The sequence below is a fragment of the Moorena sp. SIO1G6 genome (assembly GCF_010672795.1).
Classification (GTDB): domain Bacteria; phylum Cyanobacteriota; class Cyanobacteriia; order Cyanobacteriales; family Coleofasciculaceae; genus Moorena; species Moorena producens.
Window position 1 is genome coordinate 213,480 of sequence record NZ_JAAHFZ010000004.1, and the last position, 15,942, is coordinate 229,421.

Below are 15,942 nucleotides of genomic sequence, written 5' to 3' on the forward strand. Positions count from 1 at the left end.
CAGTGTTAACTCAAAAATTAATTGATTTTATTATAGGTGGAATTTACTTTATTGATTTTCCTAGTAACTCTACCGGTAACGCTAGTTGCTGCTTGGTTTAATAATCTTATCTACTGATCATGGGTAAATTTACTCTACCGATCAGATCAGCTCTGTTATTGATTTCCCCAGTAACTCTACCGGTAACGCTAGTTGCTGGTTGGTTTAATAATCTTATCTACTGATCATGGGTAAATTTACTCTACCGGTAACCTTAGGTATATTGCTGATTTACTCAGTAACTCTAGGAATAAGTATAGCTGTCGGTTAGTTTAATAATACACTCTACTGCTCATGGGTAAATTTACTCTACCGGTAACGTCAGGTCTGTTATTGATTTCCCTAGTAACTCTACTAGTAACGCTATTTGTCGATTGCTTTAATCATGCACATTAATTATAATTTAAAATTACCAATTAACATAAGCATTCAGCCGTTTTCCAAAGGCCAATGGCTGAATTAACCTCAAGTAGAGTGCCCATAGGGAATCAGATGATAGCTGATAGCACCTCAAGTAGCACCTCAAGTAGCGCATTATCTGAATGCTTACCAATTAACAATTAACAATTAACAATTACTAAAATAGCTATTAGGCACTAGAAGGATTAACCTAACACCTAACTCAGGGAGATGTGGAATTCACGGATATCATTTCCTCCGTAACCTGATCAAAATTCCGTAATTCTCTCTAGGCAATAACCACATCAATCAAGCAATCCTAGATCACAAGAGTAGTTTAACTAGGAGGAAAATCGGATGCACCTCAAGTAGCGTGACCTAGGGTCAATCGCTTATCTGAGTGCTCAGTACTGAAAGCTGAGTTATTTGTTATTAATGATTAGGGCTCTACCGAACTGATTGTATGCATAAAACCGCGCTTATTGCCCACTAAGTCTGATCGGGCGGGTAATTTATTAAAAATTATTCTTTCAAAAACTAAAACTCCTGCCATATTATGATTATCATAATTATTTTATAAACGTTTTACATAGCAACTTTCCTAGAGCCACGATTAGTTATTTATTCGGTGTTGCTGAACTAACTAATTTACTAACTAATTTATTGATATCAAGACTAGTTGGGTCAGTTACCAATTAGCTTTTCTCTTTAATTCATTCTGGCCAGTTATGAAGTCTTTATTCAATTATCTCCAAGGAATCAGATACCATTCCTCAGACTCTTCTGGAGCATCTGAGGTAAATTCTGATTGGCAGCCTTTAGGCTTTAACCTGATGGGCATAACTAACCTAGCTAAGGCTACTTTCCCGATCCTAGTGACAGGTTCTGCTTTGCTGGTGTCTACTCCTACTGAAGTAGCAGGGCAGGTTGGTATTGATGCGTCACTCGCCACAGGGCCAAGGCCATTTAGTTTGCGTTACAGCGCCCACGTGCCCGGTAATATGGTGGCGATTGGTAATGCCTCATTGATTTGCGATCGCACCAATGCATCCTGCTTAAACGGACTAGCCACTGGCAATGTCGGCAACAACAGCGGTGGTCTGGCCATGCAGATGCTAGATTCCGATAGCGATCCAAGTACCTTTAACTCTAGCTCTGCCGATTTAACCCTGCCTGTCGGTGCCAATGTGTTGTTTGCAGGTCTTTACTGGGGGGGCACCTCTGACGGTGCCACCACGCCTGCACCGGATGCCAGTAAGCGAAATGAAGCCTTGTTAGCTACGCCAGAGGGAGGCTATCAGACCGTTACGGCAGATACGTTCACAAGTATTGATAACTCTGCAACAAGCGGCTGGGATGTATACAGCTCCTTCGCGGATGTGACAAGTTTGGTGCAAGCGGCTGGGAGTGGTACCTATACTCTAGCGAATGTACAGGCAAGTACAGGCACAGGATTTACCTATCCCAATGCTGGTTGGTCATTAATCGTGGTGTACGAAGATCCAAGTGAGCCCCGACGGAATATGACTGTTTTCGACGGGTACGACTTCTCAGGGTTCAATACCGGCAATACCCAAACCTTAACTGGGCTAAGGACGCCACCAACACCAGGCTTTAGTGTCTTTATGGGTGCATTCGCGGGGGATGGCGAGCCGGATGTAAGCGGCGATACACTGTCGATTAATAATACTCCGGTGTCCGACCCCGTGAACCCATTAAATAACTTTTATAACAGCACAATTTCTCAGTATGGGTCTCATGTCACAAGTCGTACTCCTAATGATCCCTACAATATGGTTGTGGATATTGATCTTCTAGATCTGACGGCTTGGAACGAAGCCAACAACGTCATTCCGACCAATGCAACCAGTATTGATTTGAACCTATCCACGTCAGGTGATGGCATCTGGCCTATGGTTTACTTCTTTGGGGTGGAGGTGTTTGAACCGAATCTGGTCACTGAGTTTGAGAAGACCACCCCCCAAACAACTTATCAGAATGGGGATACGATTGGTTATACCATTAGTGTTACAAATACAGGGAATGATAACGCCGTTAACACGGTGATTACGGATATCATTCCGACAGGAACAACCTTTGTACCGGGATCGTTGAAAATTAATGGAGTGACTAAAACCGATGGTGCTACTGATGAAGCTGAGTTTGATGGCACCAACGTTATCTTTCGTGTAGGTACGGGGGCAAACACCACCCAGGGGGGGCAGTTAAACGTTAACGAGACGGTGACCATGTCCTTTGAGGTCACTGTTACAGCTGCGCCTGGGGAAAAGGTTTGTAACCAGGCTTCAATTGACTATGAAGGGGAAGCCAGTGGAAATCAGGCATCAGGGACGTCGGATGACCCAAATACAGCGACATTTGGTGACTGTACTGAAATTACAGTAACGCCTCCTACAACAACTGTTGACTATGGTGATGCTCCTGATACTACCGCCAGCACCGGTAATGGGGATTACCAAACCTTATCCGCTAATAGTGGTCCTACCCATACCATTGACAATAGCACCTATTTAGGGGCAGGAGTAACAGCTGATACGGATGGCTTTGGAGATGGCACCGATAATAACAATAACGCTACCGATGATACCGATGATGGGGTTCAAATTAATAGCGCTAGCCTACAAGGACAAACTCTACCGATATCGGATAATGTTAGATTAGATATCACTACAGCCGGGTCTGGAGTGCTGAATGCTTGGATTGACTGGAACGCAGATGGAGACTTTGATGATAGTGGTGAGCAAATTGCTACCAATGCTAGTCCTAGTGGAAATGCGATCGCATTAAACCTAACTGTACCAGCTGGAGCTACCGTTGGTAATACTTATGCACGTTTCCGGTATAGTTCTGATACTGGCCTTACTCCTACTGGTGCCGCTAGTGATGGTGAGGTAGAGGATTATCAAATTGCGATCGCTAACTCTACACCAACGACTGCCTCTGTAGGGGATCAAGTCTGGGAAGACCTAGATGGTGATGGCATCCAAGATCCTGGAGAGCCTGGAATTCCCAACGCCCTAGTCAATATCTACAAATCTGACAACACCTTAGTTGATGCCACTTTTACCGACAGTAGTGGTAACTACAGTTTCAGCGACCTTGACCCAGGGGATTACATCATTGAATTCACCTCCCCTGCTGTGGGCTATAGCTTCACTCGCCAAGATGCTGGGGATGACACCCTAGACAGTGATGCCGATCCAGTCACAGGTCGCACCGATACCTTCACCTTGGCTGCGGGAGACAACAATACCAGTATTGATGCTGGACTTACCCTTAAAGCCAACACTATTGTCGCTTGCGATATCATACCACTCCAGGCTACCAATTGGACTGAAACCCTGAACGTAGAGAAATTTGATTCTGCTCTAGGGAGCCTGGCCAGGGTAGACCTAACCCTGAGTACCCTGATTGCACAAGAGTTAATCTACGAGAATACGGCAGACCAGCCAAAAACAATAACCGTGAACCAGGAGGGAGAAGTCAGTGTTTCCTTGCCTGATACTAACGCCAATATTACCAGAAATTACAACCAATCCACCGACTTCAATCTACCAGCCTTCGATGGTAGTGATCCTCCTGACTTTAGCGGCACTTCCGGTGGCAGGACTCCCACGATTCTTGCCTATGAAACCCATACCGAGGAGTACACTAACCTAGCTGATTTCATTAGCTCCTCATCACCAGTGGAAACCGTCAGTATCCCGGTGAATACTACCTCTGCAGCTACTTTCATTAACTCTCAGAACGCTTCCACTGGCTCTAGTAGCGAGGCAACCGCCGGATTGTGTGTCACCTATACCTACAGTTTAGTCCCGAAAGAACCTTCAGCCAGCATAGTCCCGGAAGAAGCTTCACCGGAAGCCGGAAATATCGTTATCAACGAAGTCCTCTACGCCCAAACTGGCAGCAGTGCTGAAGCTAATGATGAATTCATCGAACTCTATAACTCTTCCGATAATGCTGTAGATATCAGTAACTGGAAGCTAGCCGATAGCAACCTGATTTTTAACAGTACTGATAATACTGGCAACATTACTGGTGATGCTGCTAATCCGGCCTATATCTTCCCCAACAACACCACTCTCCAACCAGGGGAATACGCTGTTATTTGGATTGGCAACAATACATCAGACCATCAAGCTCCCGATGCTGCATTCCAGGATTGGTTAGGAAAGGCAGCCAAACTTAACAATGCTGGAGAAGATATCTGGCTGTATGACGAGGAATTCAAGATTGTAGACTACATTGCTTATGGCTCCAATAACGCCATCAATACTCCACCCTCAGCTGAATTGAATCTGTGGGATGACACCTACCAACGAGACTTAGATGGGGCAAGCACTGGTCAATCGATTAGTCTCACCCCCAATGGAGAAGACGGAAATACTAGTGCTTGCTGGGAGCATACCCTTAGTAATGATGCCAATGGCCGTTGTCCTGAATTCCTGGAAACCAGGGATACAGATACGGTGAGTGTACGCCAAACTAGTGTTGGAGTTTATAACAATATCTTGCCCAATGTCATCCTGGTCAAGCGGATTACTGCTATTAAACCCAAAGATACCAACCAGTGGATAGAGCTACCGCAATCCGGCTCACCCTTTATCGATGGCATTGATGGTGGCAGTTCTGAGAATAACGTTGGTTCCGACCGTGCTGCTGATGACAATGACCCCAACTGGCCGAATCCTGATGTGTATCTGCGGGGATTAATTAACTCTGGGCAAGTGATGCCAGGGGATGAGTTAGAGTATACTGTATATTTCCTCTCCAATGGCAGCAACGATGCTAAAAACCTGCGCATCTGTGACCGAGTGCCTGGGGAAACTACCTTTATTACCGATTCCTTTAATGCCACTGCTGGCTTCCCAAGTAGTGATGTCGGGATTGCCATGTTCCAGAGCACCACTACCCTAGCCTCAGGTGGTCCAGCTGAACCGAACATCTATCTTACTAATATTCCCGATAGCGATCGCGGTCGGTATTACGGGCCAGGAACCTCAGTGCCATCGGGATGTAATGTCACCTTCAATCAAAATGGAGTAGTAGTAGTGGAAGTTGGGGATGTGCCAAACGCTGATTCACCCGGAAACCCACCCAATTCCTATGGATTTATTCGCTTCCGGGCTTTAGTCAAATAAGGCAGAATTAAGAATTTAGAATGCAGAATGTAGAATTTAGAATTGTGAATGGTGAAGGCAGAATGGTGAATTAAAAATTAAGAATGAATAATTTAGAATTAAGAATGGTGAAGGCAGAATGGTGAAGGCAGAATGGTGAAGACAGAATGGTGAATTCCCAATTCTACATTCTATCTAAATTCCCAATTCTACATTCTACATTATTAATTCCCAATTCTACATTCTAAATTCTACATTCTAAATTCTACATTCGCAACTGTTCACTAAACTCATCTAAAGAGTTAACGGTTAATGCTATTGCCATCAACTCTTCTAGTTGTTCGAGAGTTAAAGCTTGAATTCTCAGGGATATCTCTAAAGGAATCTCTGAAAATCGCAGTTTAAGGATGCGCTCTAAACTGCCTCGACGTTCTTGTTGGATGCCTTGCTCAATGCCTTGTTCAATCCCTTGTTCAATCCCTTGTTCAATCCCTTGTTCAATCCCTTGTTCAATCCCTTGTTCAATCCCTTGAGCAACACCCTCTTGTAAAATTTCCTGATACCAGGGTGATTCTCGTAATACTGTCATATCCCACCTCATGATTTGTTGAATTAACGGTATCTCTTCTTGATGCAGTCGCTCATGGGGGAAACCCCCAAGACCGCGCTGCATCGCTAAAACAAAGCTAGCGAAAAAAGCTAACAACGGTTCTAGTTGATTTAAGGTTTGATCTGCTCTTAGTGCCTGGACGGCTGAGCGCAATTTCGGTTCACTACCACCTCCAAATAAAATTGGGACAAATGGTAATAATGATGTCAAGGGTTGTGCCAGTACCAAGTCAGCATCTACTTCCCACAGATTAATTACCCGATAATCTTGATACGCCTTTAATCCCATGAATTCGCTTTCGTAGCAATTTTCAATGGTAACGGTGGCTGGGGGCGGCAAGATGTTAATTAATACTGGATAAGCGGATAGGTCGTATTTCTCTTCCGCTAAAGCGACATAATTGCGCATGCGCTTAGGCATTGCCTGACTATACCGTAGTTGTAATTCATTGAGAATCAGAAATTCTTGATGTTCAGGACTATAAGCTTTTACAATGACATCGCTTTCTCGACTGATCCATTGAAATTCAGCATCGAGTAACTCCGATGCTCGCACTTGAGGATTACCAGTTACCCATTGCACCCAAGCATTGGGGGCTAGACTGATTAGGCGTTTGCTACCAATATCTGCACGTTTTGCCATAGACAATTACCAAATCAAGATTAATTACTGAGTCACGCCCAGGACTGTTTCTGGGGTCAGACTAAAATTTGATTGCTGGGGAGCTGAGTATCCCAAACTTCCCACACTCCCTGCTCCTTAAGATTCTTCGTCCATAGGCTGGTCGTCTATAGGCTGGCCGTCTATCGGGTCTCCTAAATCGAAGATAATAATAAAATCAGCATCAGGCATCAGTCGTTTCAGAGCCTGCAAGTGCCCCTCCGCATCTGATCGGTTGCGAAAACGACGCACAACCATCCGCTGCATCTTCGGCAATAGACGAATGAGCGCCCATGGATATAGGCGTTGAGAGTAGGACATAAAATATTAGGTATCTCCTTAACTGGGGGTCTAGAGCCAGCCTGGGGTCCTGGAGAAACTGTCGGCTGGCTCTTACCGTGGAGCGTTTTAGCGCCCACGGTATTTTTATACTAACACAAATAATCTTTAAGTATAACATATTTTGATAAATTTTGTAACAATTTTTTTTAGGGAATCGGGAACAGGGAATAGGGAATAGGGAATAGGGAGCAGCAAACAGGGAGTAGTGGAGTCGGGTCGGGAAAAATCCTGTGTACCTCACTTGTGATCAGAATTATTATCAGTAGTCGGATTAATTAGTGCGATGCTTGGAGCCGCTACTTGAGGTGCATCCACCAACCATATCCTAAACTCTTCCTTCAATTCCCGATTCCCGATTCCCGATTCCCGATTCCCTGACATTGTCAATTTTTCTTTTATATATTAAACTATTATTATAGGAATAGTTAAAGGAGAGTCAACTGATGAACAAGTGTGTTGGTACTACTGAAGCAGCATCTTTATTAGGAATTTCCTCTAGACGATTGCGGCAACTCCTAGAGAAGGGTCGCGTCCGGGGTGCCTATAAAACTGGGAAATTCTGGATTATTCCTTTGTTCAACCATTTGCCACAAATTACCAAAGGTACCCGTGGACCAAAGGGCAAATGGCGTACCAGTCGTCCCCCGGCTTTAGCTAAGATTAATGTCAATCGCAATCACATTGGCTCGAATATGAAGAAAAGCCCCAAAGATCGGAAGCCAGTGATTTCAGTAAAACGAAAGGGCACTAATCTCTACGGCAACGAAGTCGAAATCCTCGGTCCTTGTAAGATTGTTTATCAGCCGGATAATCCACTTGATTGTGGCGCTCGTTTGTGGATCGAAACTTTCAGTGATATTCACTTCATTTCTTGATGCAATAGCGAGTGGGGGAAACCCCCAAGACCGCGCTGCATCGCTGGTGGCAGTTTCCCGGCTAGTAGCTGATCATCATAGTCAGAGTCAAGGACTGTAAACGGGATTGACCCTAGGTCAGGCTACGCGATGCTCGGTACGAGCCGCTGCGCGAACGCATTTGCAAATCTTAAGACTTAGTCGATAGCAAACCCGGTATCTGCTCGCCTAATGGGTGAGATGAACCCTAATACGATATCTGATTTAGGAATTGATAGCTCTACCAATTTCTCAGCAATACGCAAATCAGTGCCATCGTAGTGTACCCAAACTTTGCCATCATGACTAACATCAATATGTAGATAACAACCGTAAGTGCGTTTAGATCCACGCCATCCATTGAAATAAAGCAGGTAGTGTCCCCTCTCATCATCTAAAATAATCTGACTCTTAACCTGATCATCAGGACGCTCACCCAGCTTCCCAGTTTCTATGGTAATTTTACGAACAATTGACTTATACTTCCCTAGTTTATCCATCGCTCAATAGTTGCTTCATCGATCCGATACACCAACATTTTAACCTGATAGCGAGCCAGTAGTTCTGTAATAAAGTCTTCCTTGAAAAAATCTTCATAGGTATCATCTGGTACAGCTAAAAATAATGTTCGTTCCGGCATTTTTTTTTCAAGAGCATACTTATAAAAACTAAACTGCCCCAAAGCTTGATAAAAATCATGCAGCGTTGAGACACCAATAAAGCTTTTTATTTCTATAGCAATTTTTTCACCATCTTTTTCAGCAGCAATTAACCGTTCAGCTCCTAAATCAACCTGAATCTTACGTTTGCCAGCTTCTACAATGAGGGGGTCATCCGTAATCAACCATCTTTCCTTGACTAGCGCTGCTTTCACTAGTTCATGATACTTGTCTCTTGCCATAGTAGAATAGCAACATCTCCTGGAAAACCCTACCGATAATAAAATAGTGATACCAAAATCCTGATCCCCGGCAGTATTCCCTACTACTTTAACGGTAAGCAAACCGTAAATATACTGCCTTTGTTTAACTGCGATCGCACTTTGACACTCCCCCCCATCCCCTCGACCAAAGTCTTGACAATGGATAGACCCAAACCCGCGCCACCGGTAGAACGAGTTCTAGTTTCATCGACCCGATAGAAGCGGTCAAAAATACGGGCTTGTTGTTTTAAAGGAATACCAATACCACGATCACAGACCTCAATTCTGCCACGGCCATCCACCTGATCTAACTTAACAGTGACTGGTTTATCGACACTAGAGTATTTTACGGCATTATCAATTAAATTCAGTAGGACTTGTTTGAGGCGATTGATATCACCTTTGACCCAAATCCCAGGTTTAATACACTCAACCTTAATAACTCGCTTAGTATATTGTCTTGCCATCTCAGCCACCTCTTGGACCAACTCATCTAGGACAAAGGATTCTAGATTGAAGTGTATATGACCACTATCCGCTCGTGCCAAATCCAGTAAATCCTGCAACATTTGCACAGTGCGGTCAGCTTCTGAAGAAGCAATTTCTAGGGCTTCGCGCTGAGGTGGACTCAAATTAGCACCGCGACGTAAGGTACTTTGGACGTAGCCAGAGACTAAGGTTAAAGGAGTGCGCAATTCATGGGATACATTGCTAACAAATTGCCGTTGATTCTCTAAGGCTTCATTCAGACGCACGAGCATTTGGTCAAAGGTTTGTGCCAATTCTCTGACTTCAGTAGGAGCATTATCTAGCTGTATTTGCACATCTCCCAAATCATCAGCAGAAATACTCTCAGTTAGCTGACTCATCAACTGTAGTGGTTGGAGCGATCGCTTAATATAGAATGCGATCGCAATACACATTCCTCCAATAGCAAGTGCTGTAGCAATCCCCAGACTCCGGATCAGCTGCAAAAACATCCGTTGATCACTAGTAATATCTTGGGCAATGTAAAACTTACCAAGATTGGATTGCTTAACTTCCAAAGTAGTGCCGCAAACCACCCAGTAGCTTCCATTTACTTCCAAGACTTCCGGCATGGGCGGTATCCGTGACAAATACTTTGGAGAAGTCAGAGTCTCAATGATTTCTTGCGCATCAGATTGAGCAGTAATACCATTGTTGGGATGCTTTACCCAGAGTAGAGTGTTACTATTGCTGAGTTTATCAATTGCCTTTTGCATCCCAGTTTCCGGGGTAACCATATCGCTATAGATTTCCACATCCTGGGGGAAGCGCTCTGCAATATAACTAATACTCTGTTTGTGAGTGGAAACCAGAATATCCTGCATTTTCCAGCTGGTCCAAATTGCCAAACTGCCCATACCTAAGGCTGAAACAGCGGCAATTCCTAAGGTTAGTCTTACCCGTAGGGAACGTAAATCAAGCTTTAGGTAGGAGTTATTCAAGAATTTTTCCAGCAAACGGCTGGGGAACTTCATCAGTCTATTTATATTATTTATATTAATATTACTGATTATCAGTTTGACAGAACAATCTGAGAAATTACTGATAGACTAGTTAGAATCAGATAACTAATATCTTGTTTGGGACCATGGGGATTGTCAAGCTATGGTAATTGGTAATTGGTAATTGGTAACTATAATTACTATCGAGCCATAACTACTGGGCTAGCAACACTATCAATAACACTACTAATAACACTACCGATAACGGTGCATCTCATATTTGTAAAAAAGAAGTAGAGTGTCGGTATTGTCGGAATTTTATGATAATTTTTGTCTAATTTTATCATTGAGATGCACCCAGCAATAACACTACCGATAACACTATTGATAATACTACTTAACACGATCTGATTGGGTAGACGAGTCTAAGGTTAGTAACAGTAAGAGTCTCCTTGTAGCCGAGTAAAAAACCACCGTGTTGAACTGGATTTATTTAACTCCCTATCGGGATTTATTTCATTTGATGAACATAGCCCAATTATGAGTATCGGTAATCGGTAAAATAACCTATATTTATACTATCTACCAATGGTAATTCATTTGTGAACAATAACAAGTGGTTAGATCTTGCCTATGACCGGATCATGACCTGACGCCATCACCTGATCTAAGCTTGGGTATATTAGACCTCTTGTAAGCATTCAGCTATCAGTCGTCAGCTATCAGCTTAAAAAAAAAGCCCTTGGCCGTTGGCCTATGCTACTTGAGATGCTTTGTGGCACAGGCTTCGTGGCACAGGCTTCGACGCTGGGACATAACTCAGAGCTTACCTCTTTTATTCAAAAGCTGATAGCACCTCAAGTAGCACCATCTGTAGCGCATTAGCTGATAGCCGACAGCTGACGGCTGAATGCTTAAGACCTCTTGCAAAAGTCCAAAACTAGTCTCTATCATCCTGCCGAAATCGGATATCCGAAGTTTTCTACTTCTGTAAGAAGTCTAGTTTCTAGTTTTATCAATATGTCCTTATAGTCATTACCGACAATTTGATTATGAAACGTTTTGGAAATTTAGTGCTAATTTTGTCAGGAATCCTAATGGCGGGTGAAGCCTCAACTGCCTTAGCTGAGTCTCCCAAAACCGGGGAATCGGAACCGATCCAACACAGAAGTCAACCTCTAACTGTATCACATTTAGGGGTTACTGAGGTTTCTGACATGTCAGAGCATACCGAAGTTTCTAGGTCAGGGGATATATCTGAGACTGAAGCACTGACTACGGATGCCCCTACCGAAACTTCGGATACTGGTATACCTCTACCTATAAATCCTATAGATATAGAAGTGCCATTACCGGATAATTCCACTAAAGACACCGAGCAGCCAGATACCTTAGTGGATACCGAGGTTCCAGAAACAGACAGCTCTACGACAACTGTACCTACAATAGACTCAGATACCAAAGACACTGATTCGGATACAGAAGTTTCAGATACAGAAGCAACAGATACAGAAGCTTCGGATACAGAAGTTTCAGATACAGAAGCAACAGAAACAGAGGTAGAGAAAGAAGAAACCACAACGGCTGAAGACGCTGAAGAAAAAGACCTGGAAGCAGAAGCTGAAGAACTTAGCCCAGAAGAACTGGCAAAACAGCAGAAACTCATTGAAGCCGATAGACTTTATCTAACTGGAGATATAATTGGTGCGGAACAACTATATCGTGAAGCAAAGAATCCTTTTGATAATCCAGAACCAGTTCAAGAGCTACCCGAGGCAATTTACGACACCGCTCAACTCTCTCCCGCTGGTGGAGTCTACTGGCGTAACTATGAGTCAGGGTTAGAAAAGAATTTAGAAAGCAAAATTCTGATTCCCCTCAAGTTTTTAGTAGAGCAGCAACCAGAATTTATTCCCGGTCATATACGCTACGCTCAAGCTCTCAAAGATTATGAGCGGCTTGAAGAAGCATTATTAGTTTTACAGCAAGCTAAAAATCTATATCCCCATGAGCCGGAATTAATCAAGGTAACCATGGCAATGCTAGCGGAATCAGAAAATTGGTTTGAAGCATCTCTAGTAGCTCGTGAATTTGCCTTGTTTAATACTGAGCATCCTCAATCGGAAGAGTTTCTCCAGCTCGCTGATCAGCATCTAGACCGCCACATTTCCCATCTCCGGAATGAAATGACTGGTAATACAATAATGAATGTCATCACTGGGACATTGGGTTATGTTTTTACTGGCAATCTCTTTGGTCCACTATCGGCAATAGAGTCAACTGTATTAATGCTCCAGGGAGAATCAGGCATTGGGAAAAGAATTGCTAAGCAAGCACAAAAGCAATTACCGATGCTAGAAGACGAAGAAGTGCTGGAGTATGTGCGGGAAATGGGAAATAAACTTACCAAGGTCACAGGTCGCGATGAGTTTAACTACGAGTTTTATGTAGTTATGGATGACCAACTCAATGCTTTCGCTCTACCAGGAGGTAAAATATTTATCAACGCTGGGGCTATCCTAAAAACCAAGTCCGAAGCAGAATTAGCTGGTTTACTGGCTCACGAACTATCCCATGCTGTCTTATCCCACGGTTTCCAGTTAGTCACTCAAGGCAACTTGACGGCTAACATTGCCCAATTTATCCCCTATGGTGGCACTGCTGCTAATTTAATTGTACTCAACTACAGCCGGAATATGGAACGTCAGGCTGATGATTTAGGAAGTAAAATTCTTACTGCTAGTGGCTATGCAGCAGATGGCTTACGCAATTTGATGATTACCCTCCACGATCAAGGTGGACCAAAACCGTTATTTCCTTGGCTTTCAACTCACCCAGAGACTAAAGAACGGATTAATAATTTAGAAGCTATAATCGACAGGAATGGTTATAACCGTTATACTTATGAAGGTGTAGAAAAGCACCTAGAGATTCAGAAGCGAGTTGCTCAACTTCTCAAAGAGTATGAGGAAAAACAGAAGGAAGAAGAGGAGGGTAAACAGGAGGGAAAAGAAAAAGATGAGCAGGAGCAAACACAGGATGAAGAACAGGAGCTAAAGCAAGAAGATGAGCAGGAGCAACAACAGTAGGAGTAATATTGTAAGTATTCAGCTAATGCGCTACGCGCACGCTACGCGAACAGGGATCAGCGGTCAGCGGTCAGCTTTGTGGCACAGGCTTCCAGCCTGTGACTTCACTGAGATTAAACCAATGCTTACGTTTTATTCAATAGCTGATAGCTTATAGCTGAATACTTACGATTACATTGCTTCGAGTTCCTTACCTTTGGTTTCCCGAACTGCGAAAACAACTAAGAAAAAGGAGATAGCAGCAGCAATGGTATAAAGACCATAAGCAGTACCTAAACCAAATCTAGTCAGGAGAATGGGGAAGGTGATGGTAATGAAAAAATTGGCCAGCCATTGAGTTGAAGCACCAACAGACAGTGCAGAGCCTCGAATCTGGTTGTTGAACATTTCCCCTAGCATCACCCAGACCACTGGTCCCCAGGAAAAGCCGAAGCAGAACACATACAGGTTAGCGGCTAAGAGGGCAACAATCCCTTGAGAGTGAGTCAGAATCAATTCACCAGCGCTATCCAACTGGGCGAAAGTAAAAATAAATGCCATTATCCCCAAGGTCAAGGTCATGCCAATAGACCCAAGGAGCAGAAGGGGTTTGCGTCCAAACTTGTCTATGAATGCGATCGCTAAAAGGGTAGTAAGAAGATTAATAGCGCCAGTAATAACATTAATTAGCAGGGAATCCCCTTCTGAAAACCCTACCTCTTGCCATAACACATTACCATAGTAGAATACTACATTAATTCCCACAAACTGTTGGAAGATAGATAGCCCCATGCCGACCCAGACAATGGGAAGCAGCATACCATTTTTACCAATCAGATCAGACAGTTTAGGCTTGCGCTCCTTGAGAACTGTTTGCTGAATTTCCAAGACCTTGGCTTGGACATCACCACTCTCAATCTTGGCGAAAACAGCAGCAGCTTTTGTCAAGCGGCCAATAGAGACCAAAAACCGGGGAGATTCCGGAATCAACCAAGCCCCCACCCAATAAACAGTTGCTGGAATAAGCTCCATCCAGAACATCCAGCGCCAAGCCGGTATAGAAAACCAAAGTGGTGCTTCTGCTGAACCGGTAGCCATACTAATCAAGTAGTTGCTGACAAAAGCAATAAAAATACCAATAACAATGGCCAATTGCTGCAGAGAACCTAACCTTCCCCGTAGGTGAGCTGGAGAAACCTCTGCGATGTAAGCTGGACTAATTACACTAGCGGCACCCACAGCAATGCCACCCACCAGTCGATAGACTACAAAATCCCAAATACCGATTGCTATACCAGAGCCAATGGCACTGATAGTAAATAAAGCAGCAGTCATCAGCATCACCTTTTTGCGGCCATACCAATCTGCCATCTGTCCAGCGTAAAACGCCCCAACTGCAGAACCTAGCAGCATCGAAGATACTGAAAATCCCGTCCCGACACTAGTGGAGTTAAAGGCTTTTTGCAGTGCTGTAATGGTGCCATTAATCACTGCACTGTCGAAACCGAATAAAAAACCACCAATGGCAGCCACTCCGGAAATCAGGAGTACAAAAGATATATGGTATTGTTGTTTGTCATTTATCATTGATAGCAGTTCTCAATGGGCTTAGGTACTTTCGTCTTGGGTTAATGGGAGTAGGGAGTAGTGAGTAGGGAGTAGGGAGTAGGGAGTAGCGCTGCATCGCTTTTGAATTTTCCATGTTGATGCATACCTGGAAGCTTTTTGCCCTCATTCTTTAGCTTGAACCCGCGAGAAGCCCCACATCTCAATGCGTAGCATGAGTGTGGGATGAATCGCGGACAGGGTCTTTTGGATCAGGGAAGCGAGCTATCAAACTCCTGATCAACTCGGATTGAGTCATTCCACGTCGATTCGCTTCTTGTTCCAATTGCCTTCTTTCAAAATCGGTAACTCGGATTGTTAATTTTTTGTTTTTCATTTTCGCTTGCCATGTGGCCGTACCTGTGTTACTATCATTATAGGTCTAAAAGCTTAAAAAGCAAGTCAAATGAGGACTGCATATCAATACCGGTTAAAGCCGACAAAATCACAAAAAGCTATCATAGATAATTGGTTGTCGATGCTTTGTGCTCAGTACAATTACTTGCTAGCAGACCGATTCTCTTGGTATGAACAAAATCGGTGTTCTATTAATGCTTGCGCCCTCGTCTGTCATCTTCCGGAGCTAAGAGATAATCCAGATTATTACAGCCAGAAAAAGACTTTACCCGATCTCAAAAAGGCTCGTCCTTGGTACAAGGACATTCGTGCGACTCGTTGGCTAGAAACCTTACCTAATAAAAGGTATGGGGGATTAGCCGCAAGGTAACAGAACCTTGACAACTTGATAACCATGTTGGTGAAATACCAACCCTCGTGAAATCCGAGCGACA

12 protein-coding genes and 1 pseudogene are annotated in these 15,942 nt (G+C 43.7%); 4 read left to right on the plus strand and 9 right to left on the minus strand.

All coding sequences use genetic code 11. The features are described 5' to 3' along the window. Positions 1 to 1,166 precede the first annotated feature (1,166 nt). On the plus strand, positions 1,167 to 5,603 hold the full coding sequence (locus F6K63_RS06265) for a choice-of-anchor E domain-containing protein (RefSeq protein ID WP_287311273.1): 4,437 nt from the start codon (positions 1,167 to 1,169) through the stop codon (positions 5,601 to 5,603). A 244-nt stretch (positions 5,604 to 5,847) separates the two neighbouring features. Here F6K63_RS06265 and F6K63_RS06270 read toward each other — a convergent pair whose 3' ends face one another. The 3 genes from F6K63_RS06270 to F6K63_RS06280 all read right to left on the minus strand — a co-directional run bounded on the left by F6K63_RS06270 (position 5,848) and on the right by F6K63_RS06280 (position 7,575). Next, positions 5,848 to 6,834: a DUF4351 domain-containing protein gene (locus F6K63_RS06270; RefSeq protein ID WP_287311275.1), complete on the minus strand. Its 987-nt coding sequence runs from the start codon at positions 6,832 to 6,834 to the stop codon at positions 5,848 to 5,850. Positions 6,835 to 6,951: 117 nt separating this feature from the next. Beyond that, positions 6,952 to 7,173 (minus strand): hypothetical protein, encoded by a 222-nt coding sequence (locus F6K63_RS37640; RefSeq protein ID WP_071106763.1) that lies wholly within the window; start codon positions 7,171 to 7,173, stop codon positions 6,952 to 6,954. Between the two features lie 258 nt (positions 7,174 to 7,431). After that, a complete protein-coding gene (locus tag F6K63_RS06280; protein WP_158026766.1) occupies positions 7,432 to 7,575 on the minus strand; it encodes a hypothetical protein in 144 nt (47 codons plus the stop codon). A 62-nt stretch (positions 7,576 to 7,637) separates the two neighbouring features. Between F6K63_RS06280 and F6K63_RS06285 the strand changes: the two genes are divergently transcribed. After that, positions 7,638 to 8,069 (plus strand): MerR family transcriptional regulator, encoded by a 432-nt coding sequence (locus F6K63_RS06285; RefSeq protein ID WP_071106764.1) that lies wholly within the window; start codon positions 7,638 to 7,640, stop codon positions 8,067 to 8,069. Between the two features lie 176 nt (positions 8,070 to 8,245). Here the strand turns inward: F6K63_RS06285 and F6K63_RS06290 are convergent, their stop codons facing one another. The 3 genes from F6K63_RS06290 to F6K63_RS06300 form a co-directional block, all read right to left on the minus strand. Beyond that, positions 8,246 to 8,587: a XisI protein gene (locus tag F6K63_RS06290; protein WP_071106765.1), complete on the minus strand. Its 342-nt coding sequence runs from the start codon at positions 8,585 to 8,587 to the stop codon at positions 8,246 to 8,248. After that, positions 8,575 to 8,988 (minus strand): element excision factor XisH family protein, encoded by a 414-nt coding sequence (locus F6K63_RS06295; protein WP_008188279.1) that lies wholly within the window; start codon positions 8,986 to 8,988, stop codon positions 8,575 to 8,577. Before F6K63_RS06295 ends, F6K63_RS06290 begins: the two co-directional genes overlap by 13 nt. A gap of 83 nt (positions 8,989 to 9,071) precedes the next feature. After that, the gene (locus tag F6K63_RS06300; protein WP_071106766.1) at positions 9,072 to 10,511 is read right to left on the minus strand and encodes a sensor histidine kinase; all 1,440 of its coding nucleotides are present in this window, start codon (positions 10,509 to 10,511) and stop codon (positions 9,072 to 9,074) included. Between the two features lie 1,019 nt (positions 10,512 to 11,530). On the opposite strand from F6K63_RS06300, the gene F6K63_RS06305 reads away from it, so the two are divergent. Beyond that, entirely contained in the window at positions 11,531 to 13,567 is a 2,037-nt protein-coding gene (locus F6K63_RS06305; protein ID WP_287311278.1) for a M48 family metallopeptidase, read from the plus strand. A 171-nt stretch (positions 13,568 to 13,738) separates the two neighbouring features. Here the strand turns inward: F6K63_RS06305 and F6K63_RS06310 are convergent, their stop codons facing one another. From F6K63_RS06310 to F6K63_RS06320, 3 genes are all read right to left on the minus strand, one after another. Beyond that, positions 13,739 to 15,133: a sugar porter family MFS transporter gene (locus F6K63_RS06310; protein ID WP_287311280.1), complete on the minus strand. Its 1,395-nt coding sequence runs from the start codon at positions 15,131 to 15,133 to the stop codon at positions 13,739 to 13,741. Further along, positions 15,123 to 15,248 (minus strand): hypothetical protein, encoded by a 126-nt coding sequence (locus tag F6K63_RS06315; RefSeq protein WP_287311282.1) that lies wholly within the window; start codon positions 15,246 to 15,248, stop codon positions 15,123 to 15,125. The genes F6K63_RS06310 and F6K63_RS06315 overlap by 11 nt, the downstream gene beginning before the upstream one ends. A 66-nt stretch (positions 15,249 to 15,314) precedes the next feature. Continuing rightward, positions 15,315 to 15,488 (minus strand): ribbon-helix-helix domain-containing protein, encoded by a 174-nt coding sequence (locus F6K63_RS06320; RefSeq protein WP_071986943.1) that lies wholly within the window; start codon positions 15,486 to 15,488, stop codon positions 15,315 to 15,317. Positions 15,489 to 15,557: 69 nt separating this feature from the next. Between F6K63_RS06320 and F6K63_RS06325 the strand changes: the two are divergent. After that, a pseudogene (locus F6K63_RS06325) lies at positions 15,558 to 15,815 on the plus strand (helix-turn-helix domain-containing protein); the annotation flags it as partial. Between the last annotated feature and the right edge of the window lie 127 nt (positions 15,816 to 15,942).

What these genes read in the sequence shown, in the direction of transcription:
- F6K63_RS06265 (WP_287311273.1), top strand. Translation starts at nt 1,167, where the DNA reads ATGAAGTCTTTATTCAATTATCTCCAAGGAATCAGATACCATTCCTCA.
- F6K63_RS06270 (WP_287311275.1), bottom strand. Translation starts at nt 6,834, where the DNA reads ATGGCAAAACGTGCAGATATTGGTAGCAAACGCCTAATCAGTCTAGCC.
- F6K63_RS37640 (WP_071106763.1), bottom strand. Translation starts at nt 7,173, where the DNA reads ATGTCCTACTCTCAACGCCTATATCCATGGGCGCTCATTCGTCTATTG.
- F6K63_RS06280 (WP_158026766.1), bottom strand. Translation starts at nt 7,575, where the DNA reads ATGTCAGGGAATCGGGAATCGGGAATCGGGAATCGGGAATTGAAGGAA.
- F6K63_RS06285 (WP_071106764.1), top strand. Translation starts at nt 7,638, where the DNA reads ATGAACAAGTGTGTTGGTACTACTGAAGCAGCATCTTTATTAGGAATT.
- F6K63_RS06290 (WP_071106765.1), bottom strand. Translation starts at nt 8,587, where the DNA reads ATGGATAAACTAGGGAAGTATAAGTCAATTGTTCGTAAAATTACCATA.
- F6K63_RS06295 (WP_008188279.1), bottom strand. Translation starts at nt 8,988, where the DNA reads ATGGCAAGAGACAAGTATCATGAACTAGTGAAAGCAGCGCTAGTCAAG.
- F6K63_RS06300 (WP_071106766.1), bottom strand. Translation starts at nt 10,511, where the DNA reads ATGAAGTTCCCCAGCCGTTTGCTGGAAAAATTCTTGAATAACTCCTAC.
- F6K63_RS06305 (WP_287311278.1), top strand. Translation starts at nt 11,531, where the DNA reads ATGAAACGTTTTGGAAATTTAGTGCTAATTTTGTCAGGAATCCTAATG.
- F6K63_RS06310 (WP_287311280.1), bottom strand. Translation starts at nt 15,133, where the DNA reads ATGATAAATGACAAACAACAATACCATATATCTTTTGTACTCCTGATT.
- F6K63_RS06315 (WP_287311282.1), bottom strand. Translation starts at nt 15,248, where the DNA reads ATGGAAAATTCAAAAGCGATGCAGCGCTACTCCCTACTCCCTACTCCC.
- F6K63_RS06320 (WP_071986943.1), bottom strand. Translation starts at nt 15,488, where the DNA reads ATGAAAAACAAAAAATTAACAATCCGAGTTACCGATTTTGAAAGAAGG.